The organism is Pseudomonas sp. 2995-3, assembly GCF_002742565.1.
In the GTDB taxonomy this organism is placed as follows: Bacteria; Pseudomonadota; Gammaproteobacteria; order Pseudomonadales; family Pseudomonadaceae; genus Aquipseudomonas; species Aquipseudomonas edaphica.
The window spans coordinates 451468-464755 of the sequence record NZ_LJSB01000223.1; the positions used below are offsets into that span (position 1 = coordinate 451468).

The 13288-nt window shown below is 59.6% G+C and carries 12 protein-coding genes; 4 read left to right on the forward strand and 8 right to left on the reverse strand.

The window, feature by feature from the left end; all coding sequences use genetic code 11:
• Window positions 1–31: 31 nt before the first annotated feature.
• Window positions 32–931 (forward strand): LysR family transcriptional regulator, encoded by a 900-nt coding sequence (locus AOA62_RS22990; protein ID WP_017135506.1) that lies wholly within the window; start codon window positions 32–34, stop codon window positions 929–931.
• Here AOA62_RS22990 and AOA62_RS22995 read toward each other — a convergent pair.
• From AOA62_RS22995 to AOA62_RS23010, 4 genes are read right to left on the reverse strand one after another with little or no spacing between them, the layout of a single operon-like run.
• The gene (locus tag AOA62_RS22995) at window positions 922–2007 is read right to left on the reverse strand and encodes a fimbrial protein (protein ID WP_099549860.1); all 1086 of its coding nucleotides are present in this window, start codon (window positions 2005–2007) and stop codon (window positions 922–924) included. The genes AOA62_RS22990 and AOA62_RS22995 overlap by 10 nt on opposite strands.
• A complete protein-coding gene (locus AOA62_RS23000) occupies window positions 2007–4613 on the reverse strand; it encodes a fimbria/pilus outer membrane usher protein (RefSeq protein ID WP_099549861.1) in 2607 nt (868 codons plus the stop codon). Before AOA62_RS23000 ends, AOA62_RS22995 begins: the two co-directional genes overlap by 1 nt.
• Window positions 4614–4615: 2 nt before the next feature.
• Window positions 4616–5395: a molecular chaperone gene (locus AOA62_RS23005; protein ID WP_017135503.1), complete on the reverse strand. Its 780-nt coding sequence runs from the start codon at window positions 5393–5395 to the stop codon at window positions 4616–4618.
• A gap of 59 nt (window positions 5396–5454) precedes the next feature.
• Complete coding sequence (locus AOA62_RS23010) at window positions 5455–6015, reverse strand: fimbrial protein (protein ID WP_099549862.1); 561 nt, start codon at window positions 6013–6015, stop codon at window positions 5455–5457.
• Between the two features lie 297 nt (window positions 6016–6312).
• Between AOA62_RS23010 and AOA62_RS23015 the strand changes: the two genes are divergently transcribed.
• Together AOA62_RS23015 and AOA62_RS23020 are read left to right on the forward strand one after the other, a co-directional pair.
• Complete coding sequence (locus tag AOA62_RS23015; protein WP_017135501.1) at window positions 6313–7854, forward strand: EAL domain-containing protein; 1542 nt, start codon at window positions 6313–6315, stop codon at window positions 7852–7854.
• Window positions 7855–8053: 199 nt separating this feature from the next.
• Window positions 8054–8416: a histone-like nucleoid-structuring protein, MvaT/MvaU family gene (locus tag AOA62_RS23020; protein ID WP_017135500.1), complete on the forward strand. Its 363-nt coding sequence runs from the start codon at window positions 8054–8056 to the stop codon at window positions 8414–8416.
• A 104-nt stretch (window positions 8417–8520) separates the two neighbouring features.
• On the opposite strand, the gene AOA62_RS23025 is transcribed toward AOA62_RS23020, so the two are convergent.
• Window positions 8521–9057 (reverse strand): DUF4946 domain-containing protein, encoded by a 537-nt coding sequence (locus AOA62_RS23025; protein WP_017135499.1) that lies wholly within the window; start codon window positions 9055–9057, stop codon window positions 8521–8523.
• Window positions 9058–9250: 193 nt separating this feature from the next.
• Here AOA62_RS23025 and gloA point away from each other — a divergent pair, with 193 nt between their 5' ends.
• Window positions 9251–9772 carry a lactoylglutathione lyase gene (gloA, locus tag AOA62_RS23030; protein ID WP_017135498.1) on the forward strand — a complete coding sequence of 174 codons (522 nt, stop codon included), beginning with the start codon at window positions 9251–9253 and terminating at the stop codon, window positions 9770–9772.
• A gap of 105 nt (window positions 9773–9877) precedes the next feature.
• Here gloA and ahpF read toward each other — a convergent pair whose 3' ends face one another.
• The 3 genes from ahpF to AOA62_RS23045 all read right to left on the reverse strand — a co-directional run bounded on the left by ahpF (window position 9878) and on the right by AOA62_RS23045 (window position 13200).
• Complete coding sequence (gene ahpF, locus AOA62_RS23035) at window positions 9878–11443, reverse strand: alkyl hydroperoxide reductase subunit F (protein ID WP_099549863.1); 1566 nt, start codon at window positions 11441–11443, stop codon at window positions 9878–9880.
• 127 nt (window positions 11444–11570) lie between these two features.
• On the reverse strand, window positions 11571–12134 hold the full coding sequence (ahpC, locus tag AOA62_RS23040; protein WP_010210361.1) for an alkyl hydroperoxide reductase subunit C: 564 nt from the start codon (window positions 12132–12134) through the stop codon (window positions 11571–11573).
• Window positions 12135–12267: 133 nt separating this feature from the next.
• Complete coding sequence (locus AOA62_RS23045) at window positions 12268–13200, reverse strand: site-specific integrase (RefSeq protein ID WP_017135496.1); 933 nt, start codon at window positions 13198–13200, stop codon at window positions 12268–12270.
• Between the last annotated feature and the right edge of the window lie 88 nt (window positions 13201–13288).

Here is a 13288-nt window from a genome sequence, read left to right on the forward strand (position 1 = left end):
TGTTCAGTAATCGTAAAATGAGCCTTTACTCATGACCTTGACCCAACTGGAAATTTTTTCACTGGTGGCCGAGCTGCAAGGTTTCACCAGTGCGGCGCACCGCCTGGGTATCAGCCAGTCGGCGGTGTCCCATGCGGTCAAGGCCTTGGAGCAGGAGCTGGGCGTGGAATTGTTTCGGCGCCACCAGACGTTGGTGGAGCTGAGCGATATCGGCGCGCAATTACTCGGGCGCGCCCGTGCCATGCTCGGCCTGGCCGCGACGTTACAGCAGGAAGCCGCCGACGCCCGTGGCATGAAGCGCGGCACCTTGCGCATCGGCTCCTTCGGCCCCACTGCGTCGGTGCGCTTGTTGCCGACAATCCTCAGCCATTTTCGGCAGGCCTACCCGGGCATTGAAGTGCATGTGGACGAGGGGCCAGACCGGCAAGTCATCCAGTGGCTGGACGAGCGGCGTGTCGACGTGGGTTTTGTGGTGCTCGCCGACACGCCAACAGACAGTGAGCGTTTCGACACCGTGGCGTTGTTCGAGGATCAGCTTGTCGTGTTGTTGCCGGCCACCCATGCGCTGGTTGCCAGCACATCAGTACCTTTGCAAGCTCTGTGTGACGATCCGTTCATTCTCACCGAAGCCGGCTCATCAGAGCTGGTGATGCGCTTGTTCAGCGACGCGCGTTTGCGGCCCAACGTGCGGTATCGCTGTGCCCAATTGCTCAGTACGCTGGAAGCCGTCAGCCGTGGCGACGGGTTGAGCATCGTGGCGCAGGCATCGTTGCCCGAACGTGTCGACAGTCGTTATGTGGCACGGCCATTATCACCGCCGGTGCCGCGCCGGATCGGCCTGGCGGTGTTGGACCGGCGCCAGGCCTCACCTGCTGCCCTTGCGTTCCTCACACTCGCGCAAGGGCTGCAACACACCGGCACTCACCGATAACTCATGGTGAACGAAGCCAACCCGTTGGCCGTACCGGGTCGGATCATTTTTTCGGTTTGCACATAACGAGCAGTCAAAGGGATCGTGATAGTGCCGTTGCTCGTACTTGTCACCCGCCATTGGTTCAGGTTGTCGACGGCTGAAGAGTCGGCGCCATAGTTGAGCACTGAGGGGCCACTCAACAGCTGTATTGCCACACCCTTGGCTGTCGAAGTACGCGTCAGCGACAACTGATTGCCGCGATTTGCGGGGTTAGTCTGGTCGGTCACCGTGACCCAGATATCCAGGCTACCACCGGTTCCCCCGGCACAGTCCAGCCTGATGTTATGGCTCACGCTTGCGGCGTAGCTGCCTACGCCCGTGAAATCACGGCTGGCCACAGGCCCCATCGGCATGACAACCGAAGGTGTCGAAACATGGCAGGTAGGCCGCAGCGGCGGCGCTATGACCGCGTTGCTCAGGCTTACCGAAGCGTAGCCCGGGCCTGAGGTCGTGACATTGGTCAGCGTGTAGTTGGCAAACGTTCGCGCAGTGATCGTGCCGGCCGAGACAGGACCGGTGGCCACCAGGTAGATCCGCCCCTGGAGCCCCCACCCATTGGGCCTGTTGTGTTTGACGGTTAATAACGCCGTGGTGCCGTGATGGAGTGGGTGAAAAGGCTGGCCGGGGTCCCTGGCCATCACCGCGAATCCCACTCCGGGCAGGTTGGTGGCGTAGACCGGCATCGAGAGGCCGGACGCACTGAACGTGATCCCCGTAGCCGGCGAATTGACTATGCTTATGTTCGCTGTCACGGGTTGTTCGATAGGCCAATCCTTGTATTGACAGCGCATTACATAGCCATTGCCACTATCGAAGTCGTAGCCGTTTGCCGCGCCCAGGGCCTGCCCGATCTGTACGTGGCCCTGCAAGGTGATGGGCGCAATCGAGACATTCAGGTTTGCCTGGGGCGAACAATCGCCAGCATTACCAAAGTGCGCTTGGGCAGGCATTGCGAAAGCCCAGCCGCTCAGCAGTGCGACGACGCCGGAAAACCTGATCGTGAAGCGTTGAGCACCGTTCATCGTGTGACTCATCAGGTGTTCTCCTCATAGCGACACTGGCTGACCAATTGATCTGTATTTTCCTGGCGGCGACCGGGTTCACGGGCAGGTAGATGGTAACGAATGAAACACCGCTCGCCCGCCGCCTCAGCCCACTGCACGGTCAGCCTGCCGTGGTCGGCAACCCCGCGTACAAAAGCCTTGCCCGCCTGGCCAACCACCCCGACTTCGTTGCCCTGCTCGTCAAATACCTGGGCTGCGAACGGCAGGGGTCTGCCGTTCGGGTGGGTGGCTTTGATCACTACCGCCCGGCCGCTGACGGTCTCGAATTTGACCAGCGATATTGCGCCCAGGGTCGGTACCACGGAACGGTTCGACTCCTTTAATTCCACGTCCATGGGCATGCCTTGCGGGTCGATGTCCACGGCGTTGGGCTGGTACGCCCGCAAAGAAGGCATGACCCCGTAACCCTGCTTGTCGATACGCGCCCCGGAACCGCCGAGCTGCGCTCCCTGGGCATCCGGCGCATACACCAGCGCCGAAGCTTCACCGAGGTTTTGCGCGAGGGTGACGCCACCGCTGTGGGCGATCAGGCCGCCGTCGACGCTCATGGACACTTGCGCATTGCCCTGGCGCTGGCCATAACCGCCGCGCAGGTTGGCTGCGTTACTGCGATAGCCCGCGTAAGCGTTGAAGCTTGAGCCGCCGTGATCGCCGGTGCCGCGACTGCCGACCAACCCGTAATGGGTGTGCGCCGTATCCCCCAACAAACCATTGATGCCGACTTGTTGCTGACTGCCGCGCGACTCACCTGCATCCCGCGACAGTGAACTGCTCAGGGTCGGTGCGCGCGTGCCCTCGCCCAATGGCATGGAGAGGCTCAGCACCCAGTGATTCTCAACGCGTTCGGTTCGCGTTGAGCGGCCGAAGAAAATATCCTCACCGCGTTCGCGGTCGCTCGCCCGATACAGCTCGCTGACTCTCGAACGCTGCGCCGAGACGTTCCAACTCAGCGACTTCCAACTGGCCCCATAACTGGCGGTGAACGACGTCTGGCGCCCTTGCTGCCCGGCCCAGTAGTCAGTAGAGCTGCCATACAAACTCAGGGTGCCCTCCCCCAGCTGCTGGCTGATCGTCAGGTCCAGGCGGCTCTTTTGCCGGGCATAGCTGTCCAGGTTCCCGCCGTGACGGCCCAGGTCGCGCACATTCAATGCGTCCGGCAGGTTCAGGTAGCCATCGGTCGAGAAGCGATAGGCGCCGAGCGCAAAATGCGTTCCCGAAAACGGCACATTCTTGTTGTAGGCCAGGCCAAGGCTTTGTCCGCGGGCCAGGGCTTGCCCCTGCACCTGTGTGCGCGAGTGGGTAGTGTCCAAGGCGAATGCACCAACAGGCGTACTCATCGCCAGGCCCGCCTTGCCTTGGCTATAGCCCTGGGAAAGCGTGGCGCCGCCATAAACGGTGAGGTTATCGACTAGCCCATGTTGCAGCGTGCCTTGAAACACTGAAGCGTTGGCATCACTCACACCATGCTGCTGCACCCGGCCCACCGTTGCGCTGTAGTGTGTGGCGCGGTAACGCAACAGTTGCGGGGCCACCGAATAAGGCACGACAAAGGTGCTGCGTCGCCCGTCTACCTCGGTGACACTGACGTCGAGGTCGCCTCCGTAGCCCGTGGGGTAGAGATCATCGATCACAAAAGGCCCAGGCGCCACAGTGGTTTCGTAAAGGGTGTAGCCGTTCTGGCGCACCGTCACCGTGGCATTGCTGTCGGCAACGCCGCGCACCTGAGGCGCATAGCCTTGTTGCGACGGCGCAAGCATACGGTTATCCGTGGCCAGCGTAACGCCACGCACGCGCACGCCATCAAGGATCTGACCGCTGCTGAAACTGTCACCTACGGTCAGTTGCGACTGCCAGGCTGAAACGGCGCGTTGCAAGTAGGTGGCCGTGGCTTGATAAGGCAAGTGGCTGCTTCGCGAAGCCCAGGCTTGCCCGCCCTGGTGGCGCAACCGCCAGTCACCCAGGTTGACCCCGCCGTCGAGGCCAAGATAACTGCGGTCTTCACCCGCACCTGATGTCACCGCAGCGGCGCTGTAGGTGTAATTGAGCAGTGCGGCATCAACGCCCGCGTCCCATTGGGCGGGGTCAATGTAGTCGCGTGCGGAGCCATTGATGTAGACCTGCGGGATGCTGACATCCAGGGTCAGGGACTCGACATCGACATGGCTGCTGGCCATGGGCATCCATGCGGCGAAATCGCGACAATCCCCCTCGGCGCCTGCCTCGAACTTGCGCAGTACTACTCCGAGTTCGGCCAGTTGTTGCGCGCTCACACAGGGTTGCGCAGCGTCCTGTTTGTCCAGGTTTACGAAGGTGATCGGGCGACGGCCCAGCGATTGGCCGTTGAGTATCACGTCAACGCGATAAACCCCTGGCGTCAACACATTGCTGGTATTGAAGCGTGAGAGATCCGCCGGGCTGGACACACCGCTGGTAAAGGCCTCCAGGTCAAACAACAACGGGGCAGCCTCGGCCGATAACACAAGCGTGCTCAGCAGGCCGAACAACAGCACCAGCCGAGGGTGGGAAAACAGCCAGGCAGCGCCTTGGCAAAACGTGAATGGCAACAAGGCAGGCATAGTCAGAACTTCAGAGGAGCACGCTGCGGCGCGGAAAACGTGCCGTAGTCATTGATGTATTTGAAATGCACCCGGGCATCCGCAGGGATGGGCCGCACGGCCTTGTGCACCCTCAGGGTCAGGTTGCCGCCTGGCGGCACCATGCCCTCTTCCGCCGGCAGCAGCGGCGCGTCTTGCTGCGGGCCCATGGCCAACGCCACCTCGTTGAATGTCACGTGATAGGCCGATGGGTTGTGCACGTCCAGCAGCGTCCCCTGGGTACTGCGGCGCAAGGACCAGCGTAATTGCGTGTGCGCTTCGTTCGGGCTGCCAGGCAGATCGGCGGGGCGAAAAAACACTTTGGTACGGATACGAAAGGCGAATTGCAGGTGATTCGCCGGGCCAACCTCTGCATCGGCCTCGGTGTTGACCTTGGGCGGGATCTCCAGCGCATTCAGCCAAAACAACGATTCCCGATCAGCCGGCAGTGGCTCTTGGGTGTAGACCAGGCGCACGGCCTGGCTTTTCTGCGGGTTCAGGCGAAACACCGGCGGCGAAAGGCTGAAAGGCACCTCGCTGTTAGAAGGGTCTGACGCCGGGTCACCCTGATCCAGCCATACCTGGACCAGGCGCGGAGCCCGTTCGTCGTCGTTGGTCAGGCGCAAGGTGATTTCGCGACGCTGTTGCGGGTAAATGTGCCGCGTGCCATCGATCACTACACCGGCATGGGCAACGGATGGCCATCCGCTAACCATCGAAATGGCGAGCAGCAAGGCAATTGCGAACATGAGTCGGGCAAGCATGGGGCGGTCCTCCAAGGCGCTGTCCAGTGCCTGGCGAACCGCCAGGCTCCGGGCCTTGATCAGGGAAACGTGACGGAATACAGCACCTGCGTACTTACCGGGCCTGGGGTTGCGGCGCCGGTGGCGAAGTACTGCGCGGCGAACGGCAGCGACACCTCACCGTTGTCGGGGACTTTTGCGCTGCTCGAATTGAGTGCCAGGCGCAGGTCCATAGGCTTTTGGGTAGTGCCGTCGACAATCTGCACCTCAACCAGGCTGGCAGGCACTGGTTTGGCCGGCGCTTGATTCTTCAAGTTGCCGGTAGCCGGGTTGATCGCCGGGCTGCTGCTCTCGAACAACACCGCCACCGTCGTATCCTTGGGGCACGCACCCACACGCACAACAAATGGGGTGGTGCCGGCCGTCTGGCCTTTTGCCTTGAGCGCGCTGGCCTGGACCTTGTTGAGCACAACGGCGAAGTTCGGGCTGGCGCCAGGCGCGGAGCCTGCCCCGCCACTGATACTGCAGGTGGTGCCGGTGATTTCACCGGTCAGGCTGATGGTACCGTCTGCGGCAAAAGCAGGCAGCGCGGCGACGCCGGTAGCAGCCAGGAAAGCAGCGGCCAATCGGATGTTGTTCATTGCAGGTAATTCCTTATCAAGTAGCGTTAACGGGTTACGAAACGAATTTCAACAATTGAAAGACGAGGGTCGACCGTCCCGCCAGAAGTGGGCTGAAACGGCTGAGAGAGAGGCTGGAAGGGTCGGTGCTCCGAAGTCTCTTACTTTTTGCAACGATGTTTATCTTGCCAAGTTGAGACAATCGCAACAACTGACCGAACGGCTAGGTCAATTCGCGCCAAACAAGTGAGCGGCACTGCGCAATGCCAACTATCATCGGCACACACCCGTCTTTTTATTCTGTTATTGGCTGCCTCTATGCCCCTCACTGCCAAAGGCCCCCGAAGCCGAACTGCACGCGCGCTCATCAGCAGTGTCTGCGGCCTGGTTCCCGTTTTATTGGGGGTTGTGATTCTTCATTGGCAAGCCGAACGCACCCTTGAGCAAAGCACCGCCCAAACCGCGCTGGAGGCTGTGCGCCAATTCGATTTAATGCTCGACAACACCGCCCTCGCCGCCCAGGCATTGCTGCCGCTGGCCGGCCAACCGTGCGACAACGGCGCGCAACTGGCACTGCGCGAACAGGTCACGCGGCGCCCCTTTGTGCGGGCAACGACCTTGTCCTGGCAAAAAAACATCTATTGCAGCTCGTTGTTCGGCGGCAGCTACCAGTCACCGGTCAACCCGGACGATTACGTAGCGGGCACGCTGTGGTTGATGAACGGCAACCCGGTAACGCCCGATACCGCGTTGTTGGTTTACCGCCTGGTCGATGGCGATAAAGCCGCGTTTGCCTCGGTTGACGGCTATCACCTGACCAACGCCTTGCGCCTGATCAGCCGCTACGCACACCTGATCCTGCAAGTGGGAGCCAACTGGCTGGACGCTGACGGCAAGGTGCACACCACTGCAATGCCGCAGTTTGCAGTGGCCCATCAGCACCTGAACTCCGAGCGTTACCCGTACAGCGTCGATGCCGGCATGCCTGTCGGTGAGGTCTGGCGGTACATGGAGGCGCGCTACCCGGCGCTGTTCAGTCTGCTGGTGTTCTTTGGTGTGCTGGCGGGCGTGTTGGCGCACTGGCTGCAAAAGCGCTCGTCCGCGCCGACCCATGAGTTGCAGCGGGCATTGGGGGCCAATGAATTCATTCCGTATTTCCAGCCAGTGGTGCGTGGCGACACCCGCGAATGGGCCGGCTGTGAAGTATTGATGCGCTGGCGGCACCCGAAGGAAGGCTTGGTTCGCCCTGACCTGTTTATACCGTTGGCCGAACATTCTGGCCTGATCGTGCCGATGACCCGCTCGTTGCTACGCCAGACCGCTGCGCAACTGGCCCCGCATGCCGGGCGCTTCACCCCGGGCTTCCATATCGGCGTGAACATCACCGCCAGTCACTGCCAGGACCTCGACCTGGTGCAGGACTGCCGGGAGTTTCTCGCTGCGTTCGCCCCCGGCCAGGTGACGCTGGTACTGGAGTTGACCGAACGTGAACTGATTCAGCCTACCGACACCACCGCCCGCCTGTTCGACGCCCTGCATCAACTGGGGGTGATGATCGCGATTGATGACTTCGGAACCGGCCACTCCAGCCTGGGTTACTTACGCAACTTCAACGTCGACTACTTGAAAATCGATCAAAGTTTTGTCGCCATGATTGGCGCCGATGCACTCTCACGGCATATTCTGGACAGCATCATAGAACTCAGCGGCAAGCTGGACCTGGGTATTGTCGCCGAGGGCGTGGAAACAGCAGAGCAATGCGAATACCTGGCGGCCCAAGGTGTGGATTTCCTGCAGGGCTACCTGTTCGGCCGGCCGTTGCCCTGTGAGGAATTCATTAAGTCGCTGAGCAGCCATTGAATAGCCATCTAGTGCGCTGGATGAAATAATCTTATTTAGGTAACGCCGTGATTTACTCGCGCGGCATTAACTACTACAATTTTTCCTGCCTGTGCTGAACTCGCAGAAAGGCCTCTTTCTTTGAGTTACCTTAAAGCTCCTGGCTTACACGCTTTATCTGCAGTTGATATCAGCCAACTACACTATTGGAGTACAGATTTTGTCCAGACTCGCCGAATTTCGCGCAGCAGAAAAAGCCCTTCAAGAACAGCTGGCTCAGCTGGAATCCTTGAAGAACGACGCCGGCCTGAAAAAAGAAATCGAATTCGAAGAAAAGCTGCAAGGGCTGATGAAGCACTACGGCAAAAGCCTGCGCGACATCATCTCGATCCTTGATCCTAACCCTGGCAAAGCCAGCGCTGCTGCCGCCGCACCAAAACAGCGCCGCGCACGTGTGGTCAAGGTTTACCACAACCCACACACCGGCGAACTGATCGAAACCAAAGGCGGCAACCACCGCGGCCTGAAAGCCTGGAAAGAACAGTATGGCGCTGCCACAGTAGATTCCTGGTTGCGCGGCTGATCAAAAGACGCTGCAAAAACCCCGCTGATGCGGGGTTTTTTTTTGCTTCGAAAACGAACTTAATCAAGTGTTCACTTTGTTCAAAAACGAGTGAGATAACCCGTTCAAAGTTTAAGGCTATCACGCACTGAACTGACTTCAGCCTTACTGGCTTCATAGGCCTCGGCCTGACCGGCGAAGGAAAAGACATAGGCTTTATCGCTATCAACTGCGCCGACCAATGTTTGTGACAATATGTGCCGACCGTTCTCGGTAATCACGCAAGTAGTTTCCAGCGCTTCAAGACGGCTCAATGTGCTGGTGTGCATTTTGGTGCACACGCTTTGATAACCGCTGCCGGCAAAATCCTTCTGGATGGATTTGCGCATTTCCAGCAGTACGCCTTGAAGATTAACTTTATGGCCCGCCTCAATCGGTGTACCGGTCAACTCCATGACCATCAAGGTGTTGCCGTTTTCATCATTCTTGATTGCGCGTTGGCGGGACACCGCCTGAGGTTTTACCGGCGCTTCGTCGTCGGGCACTACTTCCTCGACTTGCCAGCCGCTGGGCCAATGAATTTCCGGGTCGGCCGCCAACACAAAGGGGCTGCCCAGCAACACACATACAGCGCTCAACAACGGCTTACGAAATTCAATCATCAAGAAAACACCCAAGGTTCAAGCGTCGAAGTTTGAGCCTGACACCCTTGGCTCGCAAGGGCTGAGTAACCTTTTTCATTTGGCTCGGCCGGTAACGCTTGCGTATCATGGCGGTGCGGCACGGATGCCGGCCGCAAGCCAAGGGACCACTCAAGTCACGAGTCGCGTTTGCCCCATTTTTTCTGGAGGGCCCATGAGCCTGCACGATCTGAACACTTTCCCGGGCGTCACCGCCCAACCTGACACCGCCACGTCGAACTTCGTGTTCAACCACACCATGCTGCGGGTCAAGGACATCACCAAATCGCTGGACTTCTACACCCGCGTATTGGGCTTTTCCCTGGTTGAAAAGCGTGACTTCCCGGAAGCCGAATTCAGCCTCTACTTTCTGGCCCTGGTGGACAAGGCCCAGATTCCAGCCGACGCCGCCGCGCGCACGCAGTGGATGAAGTCGATCCCTGGCATCCTCGAACTGACCCACAACCACGGCACCGAAAACGACGCCGACTTTGCTTACCACAACGGCAATACTGACCCGCGTGGCTTTGGCCATATCTGCATTTCGGTGCCGGATATTGTCGCCGCTTGCGAGCGTTTTGAAGCCTTGGGCTGTGATTTCCAGAAGCGCCTGAGCGATGGCCGCATGAAAAGCCTGGCGTTCATCAAAGACCCGGATGCTTACTGGGTTGAGATTATTCAGCCGGCGCCGCTGTAAGCGTTCTGCGTGACGCGGAGCGTCACCGGATGCATTCCCACGTAGAACGTGGGAACGAGAAAACCCCATGATCACTCATGGGGTTTTTTATTTTCGCAGCCGGATTTAAGCGGGTGCCGAGGTACGGATCAGGTGATCAAAAGCACTCAGCGAAGCCTTCGCGCCCTCGCCTACCGCAATCACGATCTGCTTGTACGGCACGGTCGTCACGTCACCGGCAGCAAACACGCCCGGCAGTGAAGTTTCGCCACGCGCATCGACGATGATCTCGCCGCGCGGGGTCAATTCCACCGTGCCCTTGAGCCAGTCGGTGTTGGGCAACAAGCCGATCTGAACAAAGATGCCTTCCAGGTCGATGGTCTTGAACTCGCCGCTGTCACGATCCTTGTACGCCAGACCGGTGACCTTCTGGCCATCGCCTTTGACTTCACTGGTCAATGCGCTGGTGATCACGTCCACGTTCGGCAGGCTGTAGAGCTTGCGCTGCAACACGGCATCGGCGCGCAACTTGCTGTCGAACTCGAGCAAGGTCACGTGGCTGACGATACCGGCCAGGTCAATGGCTGCTTCAACGCCGGAGTTACCACCGCCGATCACTGCCACACGCTTGCCTTTGAACAACGGGCCGTCGCAATGCGGGCAGAAGCACACGCCGCGGGCCTTGTATTCCTGCTCGCCCGGCACACCCATCTCGCGCCAGCGGGCACCGGTGGCCAGAATCACGGTTTTGGACTTGAGGGTCGCACCGCTTTCAAAGCGAATTTCGTGCAAGTCACCGGCATTTTTTGCCGGGATCAGGCGGCTGGCACGCTGCAGGTTCATGATGTCCACGTCGTACTGACGCACATGCGCCTCCAGGGCGCTGGCCAGTTTCGGCCCTTCGGTCTCCTGCACGGAGATGAAGTTCTCGATGGACATAGTGTCCAGCACCTGGCCGCCGAAACGCTCAGCTGCCACGCCGGTGCGAATACCTTTGCGTGCGGCGTAGATAGCTGCGGCAGAACCGGCTGGGCCACCACCGACCACCAACACATCAAAGGCCTCTTTGGCGCTGATTTTCTCGGCGGCCTTTTCGATACCGCTGGTGTCGAGCTTGGCGAGGATCTCTTCCAGGCCCATGCGGCCCTGGCCAAAGTTCACACCATTGAGGTACACACTGGGCACTGCCATGACCTGGCGTTCATCGACCTCAGCCTGGAACAGCGCGCCGTCGATGGCGACGTGGTGGATGTTCGGGTTAAGCACGGCCATCAGGTTCAGCGCCTGAACCACGTCAGGGCAGTTCTGGCACGACAGCGAGAAGTAGGTCTCGAAGCTGAACTCGCCTTTCAAGGCACGAATCTGTTCAATCACTTCGACACTGGCCTTCGACGGGTGGCCACCGACTTGCAGCAGGGCCAGCACCAGCGAAGTGAATTCATGGCCCATGGGGATGCCGGCAAAACGCAGGCTGATATCGGCACCCGGGCGGTTGATAGAGAACGACGGCTTGCGCGCATCATTGCCATCGGTTTTGAGGGTAATCAGCGTGGTGAGGCTGGTTACGTCCTGCAACAGGGCAAGCATTTCCTGGGATTTCGCGCCGTCGTCGAGGGAGGCGACGATCTCGATCGGCTGGGTGACCCGTTCCAGGTATGACTTCAACTGAGCTTTAAGATTGGCGTCCAACATACGGGCGATTTCCTGTTAATTCGGTTTATTGCAGACAAAAAAACGCCCGAGCGAATCTCGCCCGGGCGTTTTGAGGGCGGTGCAGCTTACTTAAGGTGCGGCAACCCGCCCTTGATGTTTCACAGACTTAGATCTTGCCGACCAGGTCCAGGGACGGAGCCAGAGTAGCCTCGCCTTCTTTCCACTTGGCTGGGCAGACTTCGCCTGGGTGAGCAGCGACGTACTGAGCGGCCTTGATTTTGCGCAGCAGCTCGGAGGCGTCACGGCCAACACCGCCGTCGTTCAGTTCAACGATCTTGATCTGACCTTCCGGGTTGATCACGAAGGTGCCGCGGTCTGCCAGGCCAGCTTCTTCGATCAGTACGTCGAAGTTGCGCGAGATGGTCAGGGTTGGGTCGCCGATCATGGTGTACTGGATTTTGCCGATGGCTGGCGAAGTGTTGTGCCAGGCAGCGTGGGCAAAGTGGGTATCGGTGGACACGCTGTAGATTTCGACGCCCAGTTTCTGGAATTCGGCGTAGTTGTCAGCCAGGTCTTCCAGTTCGGTTGGGCAAACGAAGGTGAAGTCGGCTGGGTAGAAGAAGACTACGGACCATTTGCCTTTCAGGTCAGCGTCCGACACGTCTACGAAGTTGCCGTTTTTGTAGGCGGTCGCTTTGAACGGTTTTACTTGGCTGTTGATGATAGGCATCGGTGACTCTCCGTCAGTGGTTGAAAAGTTGATGAGATGAATCCTACTCACTCTTTCCGTCGGTGGCTCATTGGCAAACCTGATGCTGACGATTGGTTTTCCCTATCAGGTATCTGTATTAATAGAAGAAATCTCAAAGCAGCGGTGGAGTCGCCAAGGTCATGCCCAAAAAGGGTGTCGCTTCAACATAGCGCATGGCGGATTTCATGTCGCTCCAGCCGACGTAACTCATCAGCGACTTGATGTCCCAGCCACTGCGATGGGCCCAGGTGGCGAAACCGCGGCGCAGCGAGTGACTGGTGTATTGATCAGCCGGAATGCCCGCGCGCTCCAGAGCCTGGCGCAGCAGCGGGATCACGCTGTTGGGGTGCAGCCCCTCCTCGCCCAGGTTGCCCCAGCGATCAATCCCCCGAAACACCGGCCCCCGCACCAGGGCCGAGGCGCTTAGCCAGTCGCTGTAGGCCTGCACCGGGCACAAGCGCAGCAGCGCCGGCGTCTGGTAGGTTTTGCCGAGGTTGTCGCGGTCACTTTTGCTGCGCGGCAGGTACAGGCTGATGCCGGCGCCGGGCACCGCTTGCACGTGTTCGATGCTCAGGCGACATAACTCGTCGCTGCGAAAGCCGCGCCAGAAGCCCAGCAGGATCAACGCAGTGTCGCGCTTGGCGCGCAGCAAGCGCGGCTGATCCCGCGCTTCAATGGCCTGCCTGGCTTCAACCTCAAGTGATGCCACCACCTGTTCAAGGTGCTTGAGCTGCAAAGGTTCGGCCTGCTTCTCCCGTGCCGGGTGCACCGCCCGAATGCCCTTGAGTACCTTGCGCACCACCGGCGCCTTGGTCGGGTCCGGGAAACCCTGGCTGGTGTGCCACTGCGCAAGCGCCGAGAGCCGCAGCTTTAAGGTGTTGACCGCCAGCACCCCGGCATGGGCCACCAGGTAGCGCGCCACGCTGTCGCTGGTGGCTGGCAGGAACCCGCCCCAACTCACTTCGAAATGCTCGAGGGCTGCGCGATAGCTGCGCCGCGTGTTGTCGCGGGTGGCGGCGTTGAGGTAACGGTCCAGGTCGCTCATGAAAGGCCTATTCGTACTGCTGGCGGGTGTATTAACGGTTAAAACGGCTCTGACACGGGATAATACGCCAATATCCCATCTGTTAAAT

Bases quoted from the DNA above. Each gene is read 5' to 3' on its own strand.
- AOA62_RS23025 (WP_017135499.1), bottom strand. From the start codon at position 9,057: ATGATTGAATTTCGTAAGCCGTTGTTGAGCGCTGTATGTGTGTTGCTG.
- gloA (WP_017135498.1), top strand. From the start codon at position 9,251: ATGAGCCTGCACGATCTGAACACTTTCCCGGGCGTCACCGCCCAACCT.
- AOA62_RS22995 (WP_099549860.1), bottom strand. From the start codon at position 2,007: ATGAGTCACACGATGAACGGTGCTCAACGCTTCACGATCAGGTTTTCC.
- AOA62_RS23010 (WP_099549862.1), bottom strand. From the start codon at position 6,015: ATGAACAACATCCGATTGGCCGCTGCTTTCCTGGCTGCTACCGGCGTC.
- ahpF (WP_099549863.1), bottom strand. From the start codon at position 11,443: ATGTTGGACGCCAATCTTAAAGCTCAGTTGAAGTCATACCTGGAACGG.
- AOA62_RS22990 (WP_017135506.1), top strand. From the start codon at position 32: ATGACCTTGACCCAACTGGAAATTTTTTCACTGGTGGCCGAGCTGCAA.
- AOA62_RS23015 (WP_017135501.1), top strand. From the start codon at position 6,313: ATGCCCCTCACTGCCAAAGGCCCCCGAAGCCGAACTGCACGCGCGCTC.
- AOA62_RS23005 (WP_017135503.1), bottom strand. From the start codon at position 5,395: ATGCTTGCCCGACTCATGTTCGCAATTGCCTTGCTGCTCGCCATTTCG.
- AOA62_RS23000 (WP_099549861.1), bottom strand. From the start codon at position 4,613: ATGCCTGCCTTGTTGCCATTCACGTTTTGCCAAGGCGCTGCCTGGCTG.
- AOA62_RS23045 (WP_017135496.1), bottom strand. From the start codon at position 13,200: ATGAGCGACCTGGACCGTTACCTCAACGCCGCCACCCGCGACAACACG.
- ahpC (WP_010210361.1), bottom strand. From the start codon at position 12,134: ATGCCTATCATCAACAGCCAAGTAAAACCGTTCAAAGCGACCGCCTAC.